This is a genomic window from Cryobacterium sp. TMT4-10, from assembly GCF_004403275.1.
Taxonomy (GTDB): Bacteria; Actinomycetota; Actinomycetes; order Actinomycetales; family Microbacteriaceae; genus Cryobacterium; species Cryobacterium shii.
The window spans coordinates 1-20,795 of the sequence record NZ_SOGU01000016.1; the positions used below are offsets into that span (position 1 = coordinate 1).

The 20,795-nt window shown below is 67.4% G+C and carries 21 protein-coding genes and 2 pseudogenes; 12 read left to right on the top strand and 11 right to left on the bottom strand.

From position 1 onward, the window contains the following. Positions 1–463, top strand: a pseudogene (locus tag E3T42_RS01770) (transposase); the annotation flags it as partial. Between the two features lie 59 nt (positions 464–522). Here the strand turns inward: E3T42_RS01770 and E3T42_RS01775 are convergent. Together E3T42_RS01775 and E3T42_RS01780 are read right to left on the bottom strand one after the other, a co-directional pair. Continuing rightward, a complete protein-coding gene (locus tag E3T42_RS01775; protein ID WP_134402359.1) occupies positions 523–873 on the bottom strand; it encodes a zinc ribbon domain-containing protein YjdM in 351 nt (116 codons plus the stop codon). 44 nt (positions 874–917) lie between these two features. Next, complete coding sequence (locus E3T42_RS01780) at positions 918–1,469, bottom strand: OsmC family protein (RefSeq protein WP_134402360.1); 552 nt, start codon at positions 1,467–1,469, stop codon at positions 918–920. A 167-nt stretch (positions 1,470–1,636) separates the two neighbouring features. Between E3T42_RS01780 and E3T42_RS01785 the strand changes: the two genes are divergently transcribed. Further along, entirely contained in the window at positions 1,637–2,218 is a 582-nt protein-coding gene (locus E3T42_RS01785; RefSeq protein ID WP_241975768.1) for a TetR/AcrR family transcriptional regulator, read from the top strand. A 95-nt stretch (positions 2,219–2,313) separates the two neighbouring features. Next, the gene (locus E3T42_RS01790; RefSeq protein ID WP_134402362.1) at positions 2,314–3,912 is read left to right on the top strand and encodes an ABC-F family ATP-binding cassette domain-containing protein; all 1,599 of its coding nucleotides are present in this window, start codon (positions 2,314–2,316) and stop codon (positions 3,910–3,912) included. Between the two features lie 56 nt (positions 3,913–3,968). Here E3T42_RS01790 and E3T42_RS01795 read toward each other — a convergent pair whose 3' ends face one another. From E3T42_RS01795 to E3T42_RS01805, 3 genes are read right to left on the bottom strand one after another with little or no spacing between them, the layout of a single operon-like run. Further along, positions 3,969–4,811 carry an SURF1 family protein gene (locus E3T42_RS01795; RefSeq protein ID WP_134366447.1) on the bottom strand — a complete coding sequence of 281 codons (843 nt, stop codon included), beginning with the start codon at positions 4,809–4,811 and terminating at the stop codon, positions 3,969–3,971. Next, positions 4,808–5,041, bottom strand: coding sequence for a hypothetical protein (locus tag E3T42_RS01800; RefSeq protein WP_134366446.1), 234 nt, complete (start codon positions 5,039–5,041; stop codon positions 4,808–4,810). The genes E3T42_RS01795 and E3T42_RS01800 overlap by 4 nt, the downstream gene beginning before the upstream one ends. Then, positions 5,038–5,331 (bottom strand): DUF3099 domain-containing protein, encoded by a 294-nt coding sequence (locus E3T42_RS01805; RefSeq protein ID WP_134366445.1) that lies wholly within the window; start codon positions 5,329–5,331, stop codon positions 5,038–5,040. Before E3T42_RS01805 ends, E3T42_RS01800 begins: the two co-directional genes overlap by 4 nt. A gap of 126 nt (positions 5,332–5,457) precedes the next feature. Between E3T42_RS01805 and fabG the strand changes: the two genes are divergently transcribed. Further along, the gene (gene fabG, locus E3T42_RS01810) at positions 5,458–6,168 is read left to right on the top strand and encodes a 3-oxoacyl-ACP reductase FabG (protein WP_134366444.1); all 711 of its coding nucleotides are present in this window, start codon (positions 5,458–5,460) and stop codon (positions 6,166–6,168) included. Here fabG and serB read toward each other — a convergent pair. Both serB and glgC read right to left on the bottom strand, forming a co-directional pair. Then, positions 6,165–6,812, bottom strand: a complete 648-nt coding sequence (gene serB, locus E3T42_RS01815; RefSeq protein ID WP_134366443.1) for a phosphoserine phosphatase SerB — start codon at positions 6,810–6,812, stop codon at positions 6,165–6,167. The two genes, fabG and serB, sit on opposite strands and share 4 nt — an antisense overlap. Beyond that, positions 6,809–8,053 (bottom strand): glucose-1-phosphate adenylyltransferase, encoded by a 1,245-nt coding sequence (glgC, locus tag E3T42_RS01820; protein WP_134366442.1) that lies wholly within the window; start codon positions 8,051–8,053, stop codon positions 6,809–6,811. The genes serB and glgC overlap by 4 nt, the downstream gene beginning before the upstream one ends. A gap of 80 nt (positions 8,054–8,133) precedes the next feature. On the opposite strand from glgC, the gene glgA reads away from it, so the two are divergent. The 3 genes from glgA to E3T42_RS01835 all read left to right on the top strand — a co-directional run bounded on the left by glgA (position 8,134) and on the right by E3T42_RS01835 (position 10,609). Then, complete coding sequence (gene glgA / locus E3T42_RS01825) at positions 8,134–9,315, top strand: glycogen synthase (protein WP_134402363.1); 1,182 nt, start codon at positions 8,134–8,136, stop codon at positions 9,313–9,315. Between the two features lie 112 nt (positions 9,316–9,427). Continuing rightward, positions 9,428–10,210 (top strand): ABC transporter ATP-binding protein, encoded by a 783-nt coding sequence (locus E3T42_RS01830; RefSeq protein WP_134366440.1) that lies wholly within the window; start codon positions 9,428–9,430, stop codon positions 10,208–10,210. A gap of 147 nt (positions 10,211–10,357) precedes the next feature. Further along, complete coding sequence (locus E3T42_RS01835; RefSeq protein WP_104102169.1) at positions 10,358–10,609, top strand: type B 50S ribosomal protein L31; 252 nt, start codon at positions 10,358–10,360, stop codon at positions 10,607–10,609. Between the two features lie 83 nt (positions 10,610–10,692). Here E3T42_RS01835 and E3T42_RS01840 read toward each other — a convergent pair whose 3' ends face one another. Both E3T42_RS01840 and treS read right to left on the bottom strand, forming a co-directional pair. Next, positions 10,693–11,379 carry a 3'-5' exonuclease gene (locus E3T42_RS01840; RefSeq protein WP_134366439.1) on the bottom strand — a complete coding sequence of 229 codons (687 nt, stop codon included), beginning with the start codon at positions 11,377–11,379 and terminating at the stop codon, positions 10,693–10,695. Between the two features lie 59 nt (positions 11,380–11,438). Then, a pseudogene (gene treS / locus E3T42_RS01845) lies at positions 11,439–13,136 on the bottom strand (maltose alpha-D-glucosyltransferase). A gap of 114 nt (positions 13,137–13,250) precedes the next feature. On the opposite strand from treS, the gene E3T42_RS01850 reads away from it, so the two are divergent. Both E3T42_RS01850 and E3T42_RS01855 read left to right on the top strand, forming a co-directional pair. Continuing rightward, the gene (locus E3T42_RS01850) at positions 13,251–14,150 is read left to right on the top strand and encodes an alpha/beta fold hydrolase (protein WP_134402364.1); all 900 of its coding nucleotides are present in this window, start codon (positions 13,251–13,253) and stop codon (positions 14,148–14,150) included. Further along, complete coding sequence (locus tag E3T42_RS01855; RefSeq protein ID WP_134366437.1) at positions 14,147–15,289, top strand: glycosyltransferase family 1 protein; 1,143 nt, start codon at positions 14,147–14,149, stop codon at positions 15,287–15,289. Before E3T42_RS01850 ends, E3T42_RS01855 begins: the two co-directional genes overlap by 4 nt. On the opposite strand, the gene E3T42_RS01860 is transcribed toward E3T42_RS01855, so the two are convergent. Then, entirely contained in the window at positions 15,277–15,876 is a 600-nt protein-coding gene (locus tag E3T42_RS01860; RefSeq protein ID WP_134366436.1) for a histidine phosphatase family protein, read from the bottom strand. The two genes, E3T42_RS01855 and E3T42_RS01860, sit on opposite strands and share 13 nt — an antisense overlap. Next, on the bottom strand, positions 15,873–16,742 hold the full coding sequence (locus E3T42_RS01865; protein ID WP_134366435.1) for a Sir2 family NAD-dependent protein deacetylase: 870 nt from the start codon (positions 16,740–16,742) through the stop codon (positions 15,873–15,875). Before E3T42_RS01865 ends, E3T42_RS01860 begins: the two co-directional genes overlap by 4 nt. 104 nt (positions 16,743–16,846) lie before the next feature. Between E3T42_RS01865 and E3T42_RS01870 the strand changes: the two genes are divergently transcribed. The 3 genes from E3T42_RS01870 to E3T42_RS01880 are packed head-to-tail and all read left to right on the top strand — an operon-like array spanning position 16,847 to position 20,792. Next, positions 16,847–17,656, top strand: a complete 810-nt coding sequence (locus E3T42_RS01870; protein WP_134366434.1) for an RNA methyltransferase — start codon at positions 16,847–16,849, stop codon at positions 17,654–17,656. Between the two features lie 36 nt (positions 17,657–17,692). Further along, on the top strand, positions 17,693–18,925 hold the full coding sequence (locus E3T42_RS01875; protein ID WP_241975770.1) for a D-alanyl-D-alanine carboxypeptidase family protein: 1,233 nt from the start codon (positions 17,693–17,695) through the stop codon (positions 18,923–18,925). 52 nt (positions 18,926–18,977) lie between these two features. Then, complete coding sequence (locus tag E3T42_RS01880) at positions 18,978–20,792, top strand: DEAD/DEAH box helicase (RefSeq protein WP_134366433.1); 1,815 nt, start codon at positions 18,978–18,980, stop codon at positions 20,790–20,792. Positions 20,793–20,795 lie beyond the last annotated feature (3 nt).

Below are 20,795 nucleotides of genomic sequence, written 5' to 3' on the forward strand. Positions count from 1 at the left end.
GAAGCTCAAGGGCCCGGCCAAATGGTCATACTTCCACTTGTATACGATTATCGACATTTACTCCCGGTACGTCGTCGGCTGGATGGTCGCGACCCGGGAATCCGCCGAGCTGGCTGAGCGGCTCCTGCTCGACACGATCGAGAAGCAGAACATTCGCCGCGATCAGCTGACGATCCACTCCGACAATGGGTCCTCGATGGCGTCGAAACCCGTAGCGTTTCTGCTCGCCGACCTGGGCGTGACCAAGTCGCACTCCCGCCCGCACACGAGTAATGACAATCCATTCAGCGAGTCGCACTTCAAAACTTTGAAGTACCGGCCCGAGTTCCCCGATCGGTTCTACAGCCTCGCCGAGGCACGCTCATTCTGCACCGAATTCTACGGCTGGTACAACGGTGAACATCGCCACTCCGGCATCGGAATGCACACCCCGTTCAACGTCCACCACGGCCACGCACGCGCCATCCAGCACNACATAGGTTGACATCTTCCGGTGCCCCTTATTCGTTGTGCGTCACGCTCTCAGGCCTTTTTCACCACACTGGACTTCAGCTGCATGGAGACACCCTCGATCCGGCAGGAAATGTCGTGGTCGCCCACGCCGTCCACCAGGCGGATGTCGCGAACCTTCGTGCCCACCTTGATCACCGTGGAACTGCCCTTGATCTTCAGGTCCTTCACGACGGTCACGTTGTCGCCGTCGGCGAGCACCGAGCCGAAGGCATCCTTGATGGTGGTGTCCGGGGCGGCCTCCGCCTCCGGGGCCGCTTCGGCGGCCCACTCGTGCCCGCAGAGCGGGCAGACCAGGAGCGCGCCCATCTCGTAGGTCAGGTCGCTGGAGCATTCAGGGCACAGAGGCAGGGACTCATTCACCGTCCCATCATAATCCAGGCCCACTGCTGGCGCAGTCCGAGCTGTCAAGCCTTGGTGACCGTGACCGACACCGGAGTGGCGTTCGAGAAGAGGTCGAGCACGGGGCAGTGCTCATCGACGGTGGAGCGGAGTTCCTGGTAGCGCTCGTCTGATTCCGGTCCGGTGATGCTGATCGTCAGGCGCACATCGGTGAACCCGGCGCGGACGCTCTGATCGATGCCGAAGAGATTGCGCACGTCGAGGTCCGCGTCCGCGATGACATCGATCTCGTCCACCTGGATACCCAGGGCCTGGGCGTAGAGGCGGTAGACGACGACCTGGCAGGAGATGAGCGCTCCGAGCGCCACCTCGACCGGGCTCGCCGCGACGTCGTCTCCGGCGAGGGCGCCCGGCTCGTCGACCACGAAAACATGCTTGCCGGCCGTGATTCGGCTGGCGACCGAACCCTCGGCGGTTCCCCGCACGCGATAGGTCAGCTGGGCATTCGAGGCGTCCGCGGCAATGCTGTCGTGCCACGTGGAGCCGGCGATGCTGAGTCGCTCGGCCCGCTCCGCGGAGAGGTCGGACGGGGCAAGAGTGGTATCCAGAATTGTCATGACGCAACCCTAGAAGCCGGTGCGCGTCCGCGTCCTCCGACCGGTCACACTGCGTCATCAACGGCTCCGATCGCAGACATGGAACGCTATTACAGTGATTGGAATGGTAATCTAAGTACATGTCTGAGGCCCCGACACCCGCAGAATCACGCCGATCGGCTCAATCAGTGGCGACCCGAACGGTGATCCTGGCGGCCGCCCAGCGCCTGATGCTGGAACGCGGCTATATCCCCACCTCCATCGCGGCGATCGCGGCGGAGGCCGGCGTGGCGGTGCAGACCATCTACAACAGCGTGGGCGGCAAGGCCGAACTGCTTTCCGCCGTGCTCGACCTCTCGGCAGCGGGTCCTGACGCCCCGGGTCCGGCTCCCGAGTCCGTCGCGAGGCGCTACGCGGAGGCGCGCACCGCAGGGGACGTCATCCGGACCCTCGTCGACGGCATCGTCACGGCGAACGAACGCTCCGCCGCGGTGCACCGGGTGATCATTCAAGCGGCCGGTGTCGATGCGGACGTTGAGAAGCTGGAGATCCGGCGTTCCACCCAGCGGCTCCACGCCTACGGGTCGGCGGCATCCGCGCTACGAGCTCGGCGGGGTCTGCGCAGCGGGCTGAGCGATCACGAGGCGGCGGCAGCCATCTGGGCGCTCGGCCACCCGCAGGCATTCCGGTCGCTGGTCACCGACCTCGGCTGGTCCGGACCGGCGTACCGTGACTGGCTCGTCAAGTCACTTCAAGGGGCGCTTTCGTAGCTCGGCGGACTCCGGAGGGCAAACGAACAAATATACTTGAAAGCTGGCCCGTCTGGGCCTCCTCATTCCACGACCTCCCCGAACGGACTATTGCTGTGCTCAGTGTGCAAAATCTCGAAATCCGAGTTGGGGCGCGCGTGCTCATGGAAGACGTCAGTTTCCGGGTCTCGGCCGGTGACAAGATCGGCCTGGTCGGCCGTAACGGTGCCGGCAAGACGACGCTGACCAAGACGCTGGCCGGTGAGACGGTGCCGACCAACGGCTCCATCGACCGCACCGGCGAGATCGGTTACCTGCCCCAGGACCCGCGCTCGGGTGACCCGGACATGCTGGCGCGCACGCGCATCCTCGACGCCCGCGGCCTCGGCACGATTTCGCTCGGGCTCGCCCAGGCCGGGATCGACATGGGCAGCGACGACCCCAAGGTCAGCGCCAAGGCGATGCGCACGTACGGCAACCTCACCGACGAGTTCAACGCCCTCGGCGGCTATGCGGCCGAGGCCGAGGCGGCATCGATCGCCAGCAATCTCAACCTGCCGGACCGCATCCTCGACCAGCAGCTCCGAACCCTGTCCGGTGGCCAGCGCCGCCGCATCGAACTCGCCCGCATCCTGTTCTCGGCCGCAGAGACGATGATCCTCGACGAGCCCACCAACCACCTCGACGCCGATTCCGTCGTCTGGCTGAGGGAATTCGTGAAGAACTACCGCGGCGGCTGCATCATCATCAGTCACGACATCGAGCTCGTCGGCGACACCGTGAACCGGGTCTTCTACCTCGATGCCAACCGCATGGTCATCGACATCTACAACATGAACTGGAAGAACTACCAGCGCCAGCGTGTTGCCGACGCGGACCGGCGTAAAAAGGAGCGAGCCAACGCGGAGAAGAAGGCCTCGACCCTGCAGCTGCAGGCCGCGAAGTTCGGCGCCAAGGCGAGCAAGGCCGCGGCGGCCCACCAGATGGTCGCGCGGGCCGAGAAACTCCTCTCCGGGCTGGATGCCGTGCGAGCCGTCGATCGGGTGGCCAAGCTGCGTTTCCCCGAGCCGTCTCCCTGCGGGCGCACCCCGCTGATGGCCACCGATCTCTCGAAGAGCTACGGTTCCCTCGAAATCTTCGCCGCCGTCGACCTCGCCGTCGACCGCGGCTCGAAGGTCGTCATCCTCGGTCTCAACGGTGCAGGCAAGACGACCCTTCTGCGCATGCTCGCCGGGGTGGACCAGCCAGACACCGGCGAGATCGTACCCGGGCACGGATTACGGATCGGCTACTACGCCCAGGAGCACGAGACGATCGACGTCAAGCGCAGCGTGCTGGAGAACATGGTGTCCTCGTCGCCGAACATCAGCGAGATGGAAGCACGCCGTGTCCTGGGCTCGTTCCTCTTCACCGGGGACGACTCGCACAAACCGGCCGGCGTCCTGTCCGGCGGCGAGAAGACTCGACTGGCCCTGGCGATGATCGTGGTGTCGGGAGCGAACGTTCTGCTGCTTGACGAACCGACCAACAACCTCGACCCGGCCAGCCGTGAGGAGATCCTCGACGCCCTGGCGCACTATGCCGGCGCTGTCGTCCTGGTCAGCCACGATGAGGGTGCGGTCGAAGCGCTCAACCCCGAACGGGTCCTGATCATGCCGGACGGCACCGAGGACCACTGGAACAAGGACTACCTCGACCTCATCACGCTGGCCTGATCAGTTCACGCCGGCCTGGCCGGTTCACGCTGGCCTGATCACCGCGGTGAACCCGCTTAACGCGGGCTGTCGATGAGGTCGTCCTCGATCTCCGAATCGCTGCGCGGACGAGCAGCCGCGCGGCGCGCCCGAGCTGCAGCCCGCACTCGCTCGGTCGGGTCGTCGATGTTCACGCTGCGGAACTCCTGACGGATGGCCCAGCCCAGCCCCACGAAGCCCATCAGGGCGAAGACGAACCACTGGAACGCATAGGACAGGTGCGGCCCCTCGTCCTTCACCGGGCGGGTGACGGCGACCGGCCGGTCCGCCGGGGCCGGATCCTCCGACGCCATCAGCCCGTAGGCCCCGGTGTAGGTCGGGGCGTCCAGTCGCGCGGCCACCTCGGTCAGGTTGATCGTGGCGATCTGGTTTCCCCGGGCCGAACGACCGGCCAGGGACGGTTCCCCGGCCTTCAGGCGCGCGACGACGGTGACCTGGCCGGCCGGGGCGTTGGGCACCGAAGCGGGGGCCTCCGAGGTTTCCCCGGTCGGCAGCCAGCCTCGGTCGACGATGAAGACGGAGCCGTCGGCGAGGAGCAGGGGAGTGAGTACCTCGAAACCGGGGTTGATGTTGAGCGGGCGGTTGCGCACGATCAGCTCATCCTCGCTCAGGTAGGTGCCGGTCATCTCCACCGGCAGCCACTTCTGCGACTCGGAGAAGGACCCGCGCGTTGGCAGAGCCTCCTTGAGCGGCACGGGTGTCGCACCGTAGTTGGCCTCCACCCTTCTGATTTCCGCGAGGGCCTGATCCCGGCGGGCAATCTGCCACAGCCCGAGCCCGGCGCACACCGCGGCGAAGAGGATGGTCACCGCGAGGTAGCCGGCCCAGCGCCGGGTGAACGCGAACCTCCAACCGGTCACGCCGGTTCCGCTTCCGGCGAGGGGGCGAGCGGGACCACGGATACCGGGAAGTCCCGGCTGGCCAGGAAATCCCGGAGATAGTCGACGTGCTCGTCACAGGCGAGCCAGGTCTTGACCCGGTCGGCGGAGTGGATGCGGGGATTGCGCCAGTCCACCCGCCAGCCCGCAGCCTCGCGGCATCCAGCCCGGGAGCACGTCGTCTTCTCTGGCTCAGTTCCGAGCCCGATCACGTTCCGCTCTCATCCTTGTCCGGCAGCCGGTGTACCTGGATCGCGCCCGGCCTTACCACGGTGGCACGGGCGCCCCCGCCCTGCACGTTCGCCACGACGACGGCGAAGTAGGGCAGTGCGATCGCACCGATGGCGCACAGGAGCAGCCACCAGCCCTGCACGAAGAGCATCAGCACGATGCAGACCATGCGGATGCCCATGGCGATCGAATACTTGATCATCCGGGATCGCCGCTCCTCATCGGGTGAAGGCGGGAGAGTGGTGATCGACTGCTGTTTCATGAGTGCCATCGATTCGGTCAGTCGGTGAAGTTTTCCGTGTTAAGCCTACGTCTCGTCGAACGATGACCTGCACCGCCTAAACTGGAATATACGTGCGCACGGTGTTCGTTCGCTGGGAAGAGATAGGACCCGCAAATGACGACTGGCCGCACCGTTCTTGTCACCGGCGGAAACCGCGGAATCGGTTTCTCCATCGCCGAGGAGTTCGTCCGCCAGGGCCACCGGGTGGCCGTGACGGCGAGAAGCGGCGAGGGCCCCGCCGGCAGCCTGACCGTGCGCGCCGACGTGACCAATGCCGCCTCGATCGACGCCGCCTTCACCGAGATCGAAGCCGCCCTGGGCCCGGTGGAAGTTGTCGTCGCCAACGCCGGCATCACCCGCGACACCCTGCTGATGCGCATGACGGAGGAGGATTTCACGTCGGTCATCGACACCAACCTCAGCGGGGCGTTCCGCGTGGTCAAGCGGGCGTCGAAGGGCATGCTCAAGGCCCGATTCGGCCGCATCGTGCTGATCTCCAGCGTGGTCGGCCTGCACGGGTCGGCCGGACAGGTCAACTACTCCGCGTCCAAGAGCGGCCTGATCGGTCTGGCCCGCTCGGTCACCCGGGAACTCGGTGCCCGAGGGATCACGGCCAACGTCGTGGCCCCCGGCTTCATCGAGACCGACATGACGGCCCAGCTGTCCGAGTCACAGCAGGCCGATTACAAGCGAAGCATCCCGGCCGGCCGTTTCGCCACACCGGGTGAGGTCGCGCGTGTCGTCACCTGGCTCGCCGGCGACGATGCCGCCTATATCTCCGGCGCGGTCATCCCCGTCGACGGCGGCCTGGGCATGGGGCACTAACCGCGCAGCCCCAGCATCGGGAGCACCTGGCTGAGGTCCCGGATGTCGATGGCCAGGTCGGCCTGTTCCCTGACCACCGGCTTCGCGTTGAATGCGATCCCGAGCCCGGCGGCGTGCAGCATCTGCAGGTCGTTGGCCCCGTCCCCGACGGCGACGGTCTGGGGGAGCGCGACGCACTCCAGTGCGGCCCACTCGCGCAATGTGGCCGCTTTGGCCGCCGCGTCGATGATCGGGCCGAGCAGGCCGCCGGTCAGGCGCCCGTCGGCCACCTCGAGACGGTTGGCTCGCCAGTGGTCCAGTCCGAGAGTCTCGGCGAGGGGGTCGAGGATCTCATGGAACCCGCCCGAGACGACTCCGATCAGACTCCCGTTCGAATGCAGGCCGGCGATCAGATTGGGCACCCCGAGGGTGGGGCGGACCAACCGCCCCACCTCCTCGAACACGCCGGTGGGAAGACCCGCGAGGGTCCGCACCCGCTCCCGCAGGCTCTCGGCGAAATCGATCTCGCCGAGCATCGCCCGTTCGGTCACCTCGGCGACCAGGGCCAGCGAGCCCGCCGCGTCCGCGAGCAGCTCGATCACCTCGTTCTCGATCAGCGTGGAGTCGGCGTCCAGGACCACGAGGAAACGCGCGGGACCGGTCACGGGTTGACGTGCACTCCCTTGCCCACCACGGTGATGCCGGAATCGGTGACGCTGAACCCGCGGGCCCGGTCACGGTCATGGTCGACCCCGACCTCGGCGCCGGCGGCGACGACCACGTTCTTGTCCAGGATGGCCCGGCGCACGGTCGCGCCCGCCTTGATCTGCACCCGGTCGAAGACAATCGAGTCGACGACCTGGGCACCGGAATCGATTGCGGCCCACGGGCCGAGGACGCTGCGTTCGATGTGCGCACCCGAGATGACACAGCCCAGGGACACGATCGAGTCGATCATGGTGCCGAGGAAGCCCCGCCCGTCGCGCACGAACTTCGCCGGCGGCGAGTTCAGCTGCTGGCTGAAGATCGGCCACTTCTGGTTGTAGAGGTTGAACACGGGCAGGGCGCTGATCAGGTCCTGGTGCGCCTCGAAGAACGAGTCGATGGTACCCACATCGCGCCAGTAGTCGCGGTCGCGGTCGGTGGACCCGGGCACGTCGTTGAGCTTGAGGTCATAGACCCCCGCCTCGCCGCGGGACACGAAGTCAGGGATGATGTCGCCGCCCATGTCGTGGCTCGAGTCGGTACGTTCCCCGTCGCGGAGAACGGCCTCGATCAGGGCATCCGTGTTGAAAACGTAGTTGCCCATGGACGCGAAGACCTCATGCGGCGCATCGGCGAGGCCGATGGCGTCCTTCGGCTTCTCCCGGAAGTCGCGGATGCGATCCGGGGTGGCCGCGTCGACCTCGATCACGCCGAACTGGTCGGCGAGGGCGATCGGCTGACGGATGGCCGCGACGGTCGCCGCCGCTCCCGAGGCGATGTGCGCCTGGATCATCTGGCTGAAGTCCATGCGGTAGACGTGGTCGGCGCCGACGACGACGACGATGTCGGGCTTCTCGTCGTGGATCAGGTTGAGGCTCTGCAGGATCGCGTCGGCCGAACCGCTGAACCAGCGTTTGCCGAGGCGCTGCTGCGCGGGCACGGAGGCGATATAAGAGTTGAACAGGCCGCCGGAGACGTGCCAGGTCTGGGACACATGCCGGTCGAGGCTGTGTGACTTGTACTGGGTGAGCACGACGAGTTGCGTGAGCCCGGAGTTGATCAGATTTGACAAGGCGAAGTCAATCAGCCGGTAATGACCCCCGAAGGGCACCGCCGGTTTCGCACGGTCCTCGGTCAACGGCATAAGCCGCTTACCTTCTCCGCCGGCGAGCACGATTCCGAAGATCTTCTTTGACTGCATGACTTCAGAGTAGGGCCATTCCATGCCTCGATCCAGCACGTGTCGGTGTGTCACGGGCCAGCCTGCGCTAGCTTTGCCTCATGCGAGTCGATCTACTTACGAAGGAATACCCCCCGGAGATTTACGGCGGGGCTGGCGTGCACGTCGCGGAGCTTGTTCGAGCCCTCCGCACCGACATCGATGTGGTGGTGCGGTGCTTCGGCGCAGCGCGGGACGCCCCCGATACGTTCGCTTACGATGTGCCGACCGAGCTCGCGGATGCGAACGCGACCCTGGCCACGCTCGGCGTGGACCTCCAGATGGCCCAGGACGTGCAGGGTGCCGACATCGTGCACTCGCACACCTGGTACGCCAACGGCGCCGGCCACCTCGCCAAGCTGCTGCACGGAGTCCCGCACGTGGTGACGGCGCACAGCCTCGAGCCCCTCCGGCCGTGGAAGGCCGAGCAGCTCGGCGGCGGCTACCGGGTCTCCAGCTGGATCGAGCGCACGGCCTTCGAGGCCGCGGATGCCGTCATCGCCGTGAGCGGGGGCATGCGCCGCGACATCCTCCGCAGTTACCCGGCGCTGGACGAGTCCCGCGTGCAGGTCGTTTACAACGGCATCGACCTCGAACGGTGGAAGCCGACCGAAGACGAGGACGTCGTGCGGGGGCTGGGCATCGACCCGGACCGTCCCGCCGTGGTCTTCGTGGGCCGCATCACGAGGCAGAAAGGCCTGCCCTACCTGCTCCGCGCCGCTGCGACCCTCCCGCCGGACGTTCAGCTCGTGCTCTGCGCCGGTGCGCCGGACACCCCGGGCATCATGGCCGAGGTCACCGCGGGCGTCGAAGCGTTGCAGCGGGAACGTTCCGGCGTGGTCTGGATCGACCGTCTCCTGCCGCAGCACGAGCTCGCGGCCGTGCTCACCGCCGGCACCGTCTTCGTCTGCCCGTCGGTCTACGAACCGCTCGGCATCGTCAACCTGGAGGCCATGGCCTGCGGGCTGCCGGTAGTGGGAACGGCGACCGGCGGCATCCCCGAGGTCGTTGCCGACGGTGTCACCGGCCGGCTGGTGCCGATCGACCAGGCCACCGACGGAACCGGGACGCCCATCGACCCGGATCTCTTCGTGGCCGACCTGTCCCGCACGCTGATCGAGGTGCTCTCCGACCCGGCGCTGGCCGCCGAAATGGGCCGGGCCGGGCGCGTCCGTGCGGAACAGAAGTTCAGCTGGAGCCAGATCGCCACCCGCACCCGGGAGATCTACGCGTCACTGCTCTGAGCCTGGAAGTGAAGTACTGAGCCCAGAAGTACTGAGCCCAGAACGGCTATCCGCGTGGTGCGGCGCCGGGCCTGCGTGCCCCGCGCCGCACCACGGCAGATAGCATGGCTCTATGGTCAACGTTCTTCACTTCACCGACGTCTCCGTCGTCCGGGATGGCACAACCATCCTCGACTCAGTGAATTGGAGTGTTGATGACGACCAGCGCTGGGTGATTCTCGGCCCGAACGGCGCCGGGAAAACGACCCTCCTGCAGATCGCGGCCGCACTCGTGCACCCCTCCAGCGGAAGCGCGGAAGTGCTCGAAGAGCCGATCGGTCGCACCGACCTGTTCGAGCTCCGCCCGCGGATCGGATTCGCCTCCACTGCCATGGCCCGTAAGGTACCCGCGAACGAAAAGGTCCTCGACGTCGTCATGACGGCCGCCTACTCGGTCACGGGTCGCTGGACCGAGGAATACGAGGCGATCGACGAACGACGGGCCCAGCGCGTTCTCAGCGAGTGGAAGCTCGACACGCTGGCCGACCGCAAGTTCGGCACCCTCAGCGACGGCGAGCAGAAGCGCGTGCAGATCGCCCGGTCCGTCATGACCGACCCTGAGGTTCTGCTCCTGGACGAGCCGGCGGCCAGCCTGGACCTGGGCGCGCGCGAGGAACTTCTCCAACTGCTCGGCGGGTATGCGAGCGAGCCGCAGTCCCCGGCCATCATCATGGTCACCCACCACGTCGAGGAGATCCCCCTCGGTTTCACGCATGCGCTGCTGCTCAACGGGGGCCGTGTCGTCAGTGCCGGTCCGCTGGCGGAGGCCCTGACCGCGGAATCCCTCACCGAATCATTCGGGCTGCCGATCGAGCTGCGCGAGACCGACGGGCGTTTCGGCGCCCGAGCGGCCTGACCGCCACGGATGGCCCTCACTGCGGCAGGATTCTGCTAAACTTGACAGTCGGTCCTCGGACCGCACATTTTTTCTGCCGTAACTGGCGAGTCTGAACTCGCTAATCGAAGCGCAACTCACCAATCGAACAGCAATAAGGAAGTCTTCATGAAGTCTGACATTCACCCCACGTACGCTCCCGTGGTTTTCCGCGACCTGGCGTCGGGTGCGACGTTCCTTACCCGTTCGACGGTCTCCAGCTCCAAGACCATCGAGTGGACTGATGGAACCACCTACCCGGTCATCGACGTTGAGATCTCGTCGGAGTCGCACCCTTTCTACACCGGCAAGCAGCGCATCATGGACTCGGCCGGACGCGTCGAGAAGTTCAACTCGCGGTACAAGGGTTTCGGCAAGTAACACCCACCCCATCGCGGCGTAACACGCAAAAGGGCGACCAGCTTCGGCTGGCCGCCCTTTTGCGTGTATTCGCTCGGTCGTTTCTAGCGCTCGGGCCAGGCGCCGGCTGCGACGAACGCAGGGTCACGCTCACGGCGCATGTAGGCCTGGAAGTTTTCGGCCTGCTGCAGGGACCACTGGGCCTGCAGCAGGTGCAGGTCGCCCACCTCGACCGGCAGCGTCTTCACGTGCGCCCGGGCGATGGCCTGGGCCACCCTGCCGGCGGCGACCGCATCCGCCCCGGAGTCATGCGCGTCGTCCAGGGAGACCCCGTAGAACGCGCTCGTGACCTCGAGGGTTCGCTTTCCCTTGCGGTACCGGTCGACGGCCTTGTCGATGACCAGCGGGTCCACGACGGGAGAGGGTGAGACGAGCGGCGACACCCCATAGCGGAGGCACTCGCGGTTGAGCAGGGTCAGGTCGTACGGCGCGTTGTAAGCGACCAGGGGGAGACCGCGGGCCAGATGCTCCCGGATGGTCGCCACGATCTCGGCGACGCCGTCGGCAGCGTCACGCCCGTTCAGCACGGCGTGCTTGGTGGTGATGCCGTGCACATTGGTGGCCTGCACCGGGATGTCGATCCCGGGGTTGAGGAGCCAGTCGACGCGCTCGAGCACCTGCCCGGTCGCATCGATGATGGCCACGGTGGCAGACACGATGCGGCACGTCTCCACATCGATGCCGGTCGTCTCGAGGTCGAAAACGGCGAGGGTATCACTCCAGTTGCTCATGGGGAAAGCCTAGGGCCGACCGCCGTCATCGGATGATGCCGCCCCGTGGAGACCGCCGTTCAGCCGCAGTGCAGCCAGAAGAAACTCTGGGCCCCGAGGGTGAGAGTGAGCGATCCCTCGTCGTCGAAGCTGGGGAAGACCGATCCGCCGAAGACGTCGCGGAGGCCGCTCCCGGCCAGCTGGGGATCCTGGATCCGGACGGCGATGGGGTTGTGCGAAAAGTTGAACACGCACAGCACCGTTTCCGGCTGGTCCCCGAAGCTCGTCCCCGATCCGGCGTACTCGCGAGTGAAGGCGAGCACCGATTCGTGGTCCGTTTGCACGACACGGATCGATCCGAGACCGAAGGTCGGGTGGTTCTTGCGCACATGGATGACGTTGCGCACCCAGTGCAGCAGCGAACTCGACTTGGCCAGGTGCGTCTCGACGTTGGTCTGGGTGTAGTGGTAGACGAGCGACATGACGACCGGGAGCTAGAGCTTGCCGGGGTTCGCGTCCGAGAAGCCGGCGTTCCGGTCCGGGGTCCACTGCATCGGCGTGCGCGAGCTGTCCCGGTCGGGGAGCCAGATATTGTCACCCATGCCGATTTCGTCGCCGTAATACAGGAACGGGCTGCCGGGCAGGGCGGACAGGAGAGCGTGGGCCAGTTCCATCTCGGACCGGGAATTGTCCAGCAGGGGAGCGAGGCGGCGGCGGATACCGAGGTTCGCGCGCATCCGTGGGTCGTACGCGTACCAGCCGTACATCGCCTGCCGGTACTCCTCGCTCACCATCTCCAGGGTCAGTTCGTCGTGGTTGCGCAGGAACACGGCCCAGCCGGCGGCCTCAGGAATGTCCGTCGTCTCGGACAGGACCCGGACGAGTTCGTCGGCCCGTTGCGACCGGAGCGAGTAGAAGATGCGGGGCATCACCGGGAAATCGAAGGCCATGTGACATTTGGGCTCGGCTTCGGAACCCTGGAACGCGGCCACCTCCCGAGGCCACGGGTTGGCCTCGGCGATCATGATCCGGCCCGGCTAGTCCCGGTCGACCATCCTGCGCAGCTTCCGGATGAATTCGTGGGTGGGCGGCTCACCCTCGCCGTTCCCCTCATCCGATTCGTACAGATAGGGGATGGCGTCGAGGCGGAAGCCGTCCACGCCCAGGTCGAGCCAGAACCGCACGACCTCGAAGACGGACTCGTGCACGGCGGGGTTCTCGAAATTCAGGTCGGGCTGGTGCGAGAAGAACCGGTGGAAGTAGAACTGCCGCCGCACGGCGTCGAAAGCCCAGTTCGACTCCTCCGTGTCGGTGAAGATGATGCGGATGTCCGGATACTTCTCATCGGTGTCGCTCCACACGTAGTAGTCGCCGTAGGGGCCCTCCGGGTGTTCCCTGGACTCCTGAAACCAGGCATGCTGGTCAGAGGTGTGGTTCAGCGGGAGGTCAATGACGATGCGCATATTGCGTTCGTGGGCCTTGGTCACGAGCTCCTTGAACTCGTCGAGGGTGCCGAAATCGTGCAGGATCGATCGGTAATCGGACACGTCGTAACCGCCATCCTTGAGCGGGGAGGAGAAAAACGGCGGGATCCAGAGGGCATCGATGCCGAGCCACTGCATGTAGTCGAGCCGTGAGATCAGCCCGGCCATGTCACCGGCGCCGTCCCCGTTGCTGTCGACGAAGGACCGCACCATCACCTCATAGAACACCGCGCGCTTGTACCAGCGCGGGTCGAGGGTGAGACCGGGCAGCTGGATGGGGGCGGTGAAGCTCACGTTGTTCCTTCCTGTCCGCGGGGCACTGAAAGCGAGAGTGATCACCCCGATTCTAGGATCACCGGCCGGTTTTAGGTTCGGATGGGTGACACCCGCCGCCCTAAACTTGGTCTGATGAACGTTCCCTCTCCCTACGACGCGATGCTCGCGCGTATCCCCGTGAATGCCCATACCGTGACCGTGCTCGGAAGCCGTACGCGGTTCTGGGAATACGGAGACCCGGCCGGCGCGACGACGATCGTGATGGTGCACGGCTTCCGGGGAGATCACCACGGGCTCGAACCGGTGGTCGCGCAGCTGCCGGGTTACCGCATGATCTCACCGGACCTGCCGGGCTTCGGCGAGTCGGAGGCGCTGCCGCAGGGCGGCCACGACATCGCCGGCTACGGCCGCTGGCTCGCGGACTTCGTCACGGGACTTGCCCCGACCGGGCGGGTCGTTGTGCTCGGGCACTCCTTCGGGTCCATCGTCGTGGCCGCGTCCGTCGCCGGCGGACTGCCTGCGGACGAGGTGGTGCTGGTCAATCCCATCGCCGCCCCGGCGCTGGCCGGACCGCGGGGCATCCTCACCCGACTGGCCGTGTTCTACTACTGGGCGGGGGCACGGTTGCCGGAGCGGCTCGGCTTCGCCCTGCTGCGCAACCGGCTGATCGTCCGGGTGATGAGCGTGACGATGGCGAAGACCGGGGACCGCGGGCTCCGTCGCTGGATCCACGACCAGCACGACCGGTACTTCTCCGCCTTCGCGGACCGGCGCGTCGTGCTGGAGGCGTTCACCGCCTCCGTCGGCGCCGATGTCAGCGAGTTCGCCGCCCGGATCCGCCAGCCGACCCTGCTCATCGCCGCGGAGAAGGACGACATCACGCCGGTCGCGGCCCAGCACCGCCTGCAGAGACTGTTCCCGGATGCGACCCTGCACGTGATCCCCGGGGTGGGACACCTCATCCACTACGAGGTGCCGGCCCAGGCGGCCGACGCGCTGCGCGGGTTCCTGAGCGAGCGGAACCCGGCATGAGAATCCTCTTCGACTGCCGCTACACCCGGTTCGACCGACACGACGGCATCAGCCGCTACACGGCCGGCCTGGTCACCGAACTGGGCAAACTGCACCCGGTGACAATGCTCATCAACGACCACCGGCAACTCGACCTGCTGCCCGACCTGCCCTGGCAGCTCGTGAGCGCGCCCACCAGCATCCGTGAACCGTTCCTCGCCCGGCAGCTCAACCGGCTCCAGCCGGGCGTCGTGTTCAGCCCCATGCAAACGATGGGGTCCTGGGGGCGGCGATACCACCTGATCCTGACCGTGCACGACCTGATCTACTACCGCAATCCCACCCCGCCGCGAGACCTCCCGGCCTTCGTGCGCGTGCTCTGGCGCCTGTACCACCTGTCCTGGTGGCCGCAACGGATGCTCCTGAACCGCGCAGACGGGGTCGTGACGGTCTCCGCGACCACCCGCGACCTGATCTTGGAACACCGCCTGACCCGTCGGCCGATCACCGTGATCCCCAACGCCGCCGGCGCACTCACGGCCGCGCCGGAACGCCGCCGCACGCCGGCCACCGGCCGGCTCGTGTACATGGGCTCGTTCATGCCCTACAAGAACGTCGACACCCTCGTCCGGGCCGCGGCGGAGCTGCCGGAGCACGAGCTGCACCTGATGAGCCGGGTCCCGGCGCCGGAGCGGGAACGCCTGATCGCGCTCGCCCCGAAGGCCCGGCTGGTCTTCCACGACGGCGTGACCGACGAGGAGTACGTCGATGTCCTGCGTTCGGCGACCGCCCTCGTCAGCGCCTCCCTGGACGAAGGCTTCGGCATCCCCCTGGTCGAGGCGATGGGGCTCGGCCTCCCGGTCGTCGTGAGCGACATTCCCATCTTCCGGGAAATCGGCGGCGACGCCGCGCTGTACTTCGACCCCACCAGTGCGCAGGCCCTCGCGGCCGCGGTGAGGCGGCTCGACGAGCCGGGCGAGTGGGCCGACCGCTCCGGGAAATCCCTCGGCCAGGCCGCCCGCTTCACCTGGCACGACTCCGCCCGGAAGCTTCTGGCGCTGCTCACCGGGCTTGCGTCCGACGGCGGCCGCGGGGCCGGAACCGACACTCGGCCCGGTATCGGCACCGAGGCGGGCACCGAGTCGGCTCAGCCCGTGTAGTGCGTGTTCTCGGCGACGGTGCGCAGGGTCGCGTCGAAATGCTCGAGATGCAGCCGGCCATCCCGCCAGACGAAGTCGTGCACGGAGCCGTTGGCGATGAGCTCGTTCTGACGTGGTCGTTCGCCGGACGTCATGCTCCGGATCAGGGTGCCGATCACTCCGCCGTGGCAGATGACGAGCACCGACTCGCCCGGATGCTCGGCGGACACCAGAGCGAAAGCCGGCAACACCCGGTCCAGCACCGCCTGGCGCGTCTCCAGGCCGGGGACGGCGACCCCGTCGGGAAAGCGACGCTGGCGTTCGGCGAAGGTCAGGCCTTCGATTTGGCCGTGGTGGCGTTCGGTGAGGGCCGGGATGACCTCCGGCCCGGGCAGTCCCAGCTCCCCGGCGATGATCCGGGCGGTCTCATGCGCCCGGTCCAGCGGACTGGTGACAATCCTGTCCCAGTGGTGGGCACGCAGGCGCAACCCGGCCTCGGCGGCCTGGGCGCGGCCGGTCGAATTCAGCGGGATGTCCGTGCTGCCCTGGATCCGGGTGTGAAGGTTCCACTCGGTCTGGCCGTGGCGCACGATCGAGAGCCTGGTCATCCGAGCCGCACTGCCAGCCCCGCCAGCGACTCCGACGTGCCGGCCTCCAGCTTGATCAGGGCGCGCCCGTCGCCCTTGGTCTCGCCCCGGTTGATCACGACGATGGGCAGCTTGCGCCGGCGGGCCTGCTCGAGGAGCCGGATGCCGGAGTTGACGAACAGGGATGAGCCGGCGATGACCAGCGCCTCGGCCCCGGAGACCAGGGCGGTGGCCTCGGTGAATTTCACGGTCGGAACGAGTTCCCCGAAGAAGACCACGTTGGGCTTGAGCATCCCGCCGCAGACCGTGCAGCCGGGCACGGTGAAACCGTCGACGTCGGTGACCTCCGCGTCGCCGTCCGGGGCCGATCGCACCGATTCCGGCACCAGTAGGGCCGGATTGGACGCCTCGAGTCGGGCGGCGATGCTGTCCCGGCCGAACGCCTGACCGCAGTCCAGGCAGACGACGAGGTCCATGGAGCCGTGCAGGTCCACGACGTGCCGGGACCCGGCCCTGGTGTGCAGGCCGTCGACGTTCTGGGTGATGACCCCCGAGATCGCGCCGCTCTGCTCCAGCCGGGCGAGGGACCGATGCCCCAGGTTGGGTTCCGCCTCCCGGAATCGGCGCCAGCCGAGGTGGCTGCCGGCCCAGTAGCGTTTGCGGGCACGTTCGTCGCCGACGAAAGTCTGGAAATTCATCGGTGTGCGCACGGGGGCGCCCTTGCCTCGGTAGTCGGGAATACCGGAATCGGTGCTGACCCCGGCGCCCGTCAGCACCGCGGTGCGCTTGCCCCGCAGCAGCGCGGCCACGGCGTCGAGCGCTGATTCGAGCGCGGCATGAGCCGCGGTCGCGGCTGCGGCGGCGTTCGGAAGCGTCTCGGTGCTCATGCTGCTCCATCTCTTGTACACCCGAGTCTAAACTCGCCGGTTTTCCAGTTGGTGACGGAACTGGCAGGCTGGAGAGGTTCACCCCCTGGAAAGGCGCCGCCGCTGTGCAGATCGTTCACATTGAAGACCTCGACCTGCCCGGTCTGGCCGACTACTCGAGGCTGACGGATGTGGCCCTGCGCCGCGTCTCGGAACCGGCGAGTGGCCTCTACATCGCCGAGTCGAGCAAGGTGATCACCCGGGCGCTTGCCGCCGGGCACCGGCCGCGCTCCGTGCTGCTGCAGGAGCAGTGGCTGCCCGACGTGCTGCCCCTGCTGGCGGACTGGCCGGACGTGCCCGTCTACGTCGGCGCCGCATCCGTGCTGGAACGGCTCACGGGGTACAACCTGCACCGCGGTGCGCTGGCGGCCATGCACCGCCCGCCCCTCGCTCCCGTGAGCGAGGTGATCCGGGATGCCCGCAGAATCGTGATTCTCGAAGACATCGTCGATCACACCAATGTGGGCGCCATCTTCCGCTCGGTCGCCGGACTCGGTGCCGACGCCGTGCTGATCACCCCGCGCTGCGCCGATCCACTGTACCGGCGGAGCGTGCGGGTGAGCATGGGCACGGTGCTGCAGGTGCCGTGGACCCGGCTGCCGGAGTGGGCCGCAGCGGCGCCGCTGCTGCACGAGGCCGGTTTCCACCTGGCCGCCCTGGCGCTCTCCGACGATGCCGTGACGCTGGAACAGTTCGCCGGTGACGCCCCGGAACGCCTGGCGCTCATCCTCGGCGCCGAGGGTGACGGTCTCAGCACCCAGGCGCTCTCCGCCGCGGACACGGTGGTCACAATCCCCATGCTGCACGGCGTCGATTCGCTCAACGTGGCCTCGGCGAGTGCCGTGGCCCTCTACGCCCTGCGGGTCAGGGTATAGCAGGTCCGGCACAGGGGTCGTGGGTAGAATCGACGGATGACGATGACCCGAGGCCAAATCTACCGCCGTCGTCGTTTCGCCGTTGCGGGTGGTCTTGTGGTCCTTCTCTCCGGTGTCGGCTACCTCTCCGGCACGGGGCTGGCCCCGGCGCCGGCCGCGGCCGTCGAGGTGAGCAAGCCCGCGGAACTGACCCAGCCCGCCGCCGAGCTGGACTGGCCGGGCGTGGGCGCCGGGGCGATCGGCGCCGTCGGTTACCCCGACCTCCTCGGTTCCACCGGCGAGCAGGGCTCGGTGCCGATTGCGAGCATCACCAAGATGGTGACCTCCCTCGTCGTGCTCGAGAAGAAGCCCCTCACCACCAAGCAGGCCGGACCCGACATCAAATTCACCGACGACGACGTGGACATCTATTATCAGGTCGTCGCCGAGAACGGTTCGGTCGCCCCGGTGTCCGCCGGCATGGTGCTCAGCCAGCGCCAGGCGTTCGAGGCCATGCTCCTGCCCTCCGCGAACAACTACAGCATCTCCCTGGCCGTCTGGGCCTTCGGATCCGTCGACGCGTACCTGGCCGCCGCGGAAACCTGGCTCGCCGCGCACGGCCTGAACGACACCGTCGTGGCCGACACGAGCGGGTTGTCGCCGGGCAGCAAGAGCAGCCTCGCCGACCTGGTCAAGATCGGCAAGCTGGTGCTGGAGAACCCCGCTCTCGCCTCGATCGTCTCGATGAAAACCGCCGACCTGCCCGTCATCGGTACCGTCACCAACACCAACAAACTCCTCGGCAAGCACGGCGTCACGGGTCTCAAGACCGGGACGACGGATGAGGCGGGCGCCTGCCTGCTGTTCTCGGCCGAGTTCAAGGTCGGGGGGAAGACCGTCACCCTGGTCGGCGTCATGCTCGGCGGGGACACCCACACCGAGCTGAACCAGTCGATTGCGGACCTGATCGACAGCGTCGAACCCGGTTTCCGGCAGGTCAAGCTGACGGACAAGGGCGCGGCCTACGCCGACTACGGCACTCAGTGGGGACAGGAGAGCCAGGCGGTCACGGACCGCGAGGCCTCCGCAATCGTCTGGTCGGACACCCCCATCACCGTCCGGCCGACGGCCGAGAAGCTCACCCTCGGCGACGCCGGCGACCCCGTCGGCACGGTCGACTTCGCCGTCGGCGCTGACACCGTCAGCGTCCCCCTGGTGCTCGACACCACGATCAGCGACCCGGGACCCGGCTGGCGTTTCACCCACCCGGGGGAGCTGGCCGCCGGCTGAGCGACGACCCGTGCGCGCGCAACGCGCGGCGCAACGGGTAAGTTCTTATGAAGTGAATACTCCACCTGCTTTCGGACCTGCCCAGGGGACGAGTGCAGCCGAACACCTCTCACCGTCCTTCCCGGAACGCGCCGCGTGGGGCACGGCGGGCAAGCTGCGCGCCTGGCAGGCCGAGGCCCTGGAAGCCTATTTCCTGCATCAGCCGCGCGATTTCCTCGCCGCGGCCACGCCCGGCGCCGGCAAGACGACCTTCGCCCTGCGGCTCGCCGCCGAGCTCAAGGCGCGCCGGTTGATCGACAGCATCACGGTGGTCGCACCCACCGAGCATCTCAAGCGCCAGTGGGCGGATGCCGCCGCGCGGGCGGGCATCCGGCTGGACCCGAACTTCAAGAACGCCAACGGCCGCTACGGCAACCACTACCACGGCATCGCCGTCACCTACGCCCAGGTGGCCAGTCGGGCCGCGCTGCACCGGCAACTCACGCAGTCCAGCCGCACCCTCGTGATCCTGGACGAGGTGCACCACGGCGGGGACGCCCTGAGCTGGGGCGACGCGATCCGGGAGGCGTTCGAACCGGCCACCCGCCGGCTCTCGCTGACCGGCACTCCGTTCCGCTCGGACACCTCGCCGATCCCGTTCGTGAGCTACCTGCCCGACGAGCACGGCATCCGTCTGTCCCAGAGCGACTACAACTACGGCTACGGCCGCGCCCTCGAAGACGGCGTCGTGCGCCCGGTCATGTTCATGGTCTACGCCGGGCACATGAAATGGCGCACCCGCGCAGGCGACGAGATGGAAGCGAAACTCGGCGAGGGCAACACCAAAGACATCACCTCCCAGGCCTGGCGCACCGCCCTGGAACCCACCGGCCAGTGGATCCCGGCGGTTCTGCGCGCCGCGGACTCGCGGCTGACCCAGGTGCGCCACGGCATCCCGGACGCCGGGGGACTGGTGATCGCGACCGACCAGACCATGGCACGCGCGTACGCGGCCATCCTGCAGGAGATCTCGGGGGAGTCGGTGACCGTCGTGCTCTCCGACGAGAAGGAGTCCAGCGACCGGATCGACGAGTTCTCGCACAGCACTTCGCGCTGGATGGTGGCGGTGCGGATGGTGTCCGAGGGCGTCGACGTGCCCCGTCTGGCCGTGGGCGTGTACGCGACCAGCGCATCCACCCCGCTGTTCTTCGCGCAGGCCATCGGCCGGTTCGTGCGCGCCCGCCGTCGAGGCGAGACGGCGTCGATCTTCCTGCCCAACGTGCCGAGCCTGCTCAGCCTGGCGAATGCGCTCGAGCTGGAGCGTGACCACGCCCTGGACCGCAGCAACCGGGATGACGGCGAAGACGGGATGTACAACCCCGAAGACGCCATGGTCGCCGACGCGAACAAGGCGGACAAGGCCTCCGACGACCTCGGCGAGGAATTCACCTGGCAGGCCATCGACTCCCAGGCCACCTTCGACATGGTCATGTTCAACGGGGACGAGTTCGGAGAGCTGGCCGAGCCGGGCACCGACGAGGAATTCGACTTCATCGGCATCCCGGGGCTGCTCGAACCCGAGCAGGTCTCCGAGTTGCTGCGCCAGCGACAGCACCGGCAGGCCAAGCGTTCCACGGACCGTCGCAAGGACCCGGTCACCGGCGAGATCGCACCGGAGGAGCCCCCGCCCCTGTACCGCACGCTGAAGGAACAGCGCACCCTGCTGGCGAGCCTGGTGGGCATGTGGTCGAAGCTGGCCCAGGAGCCGCACGGCATGGTGCACGCGGAACTCCGGCGCGAGTGCGGTGGTCCCGCCGTGGCGCAGGCCAGCGTGACGCAGTTGCAGAACCGGATCGACCTGCTCCGCCGCCGCCTCGGTCGCAGCTGAGCC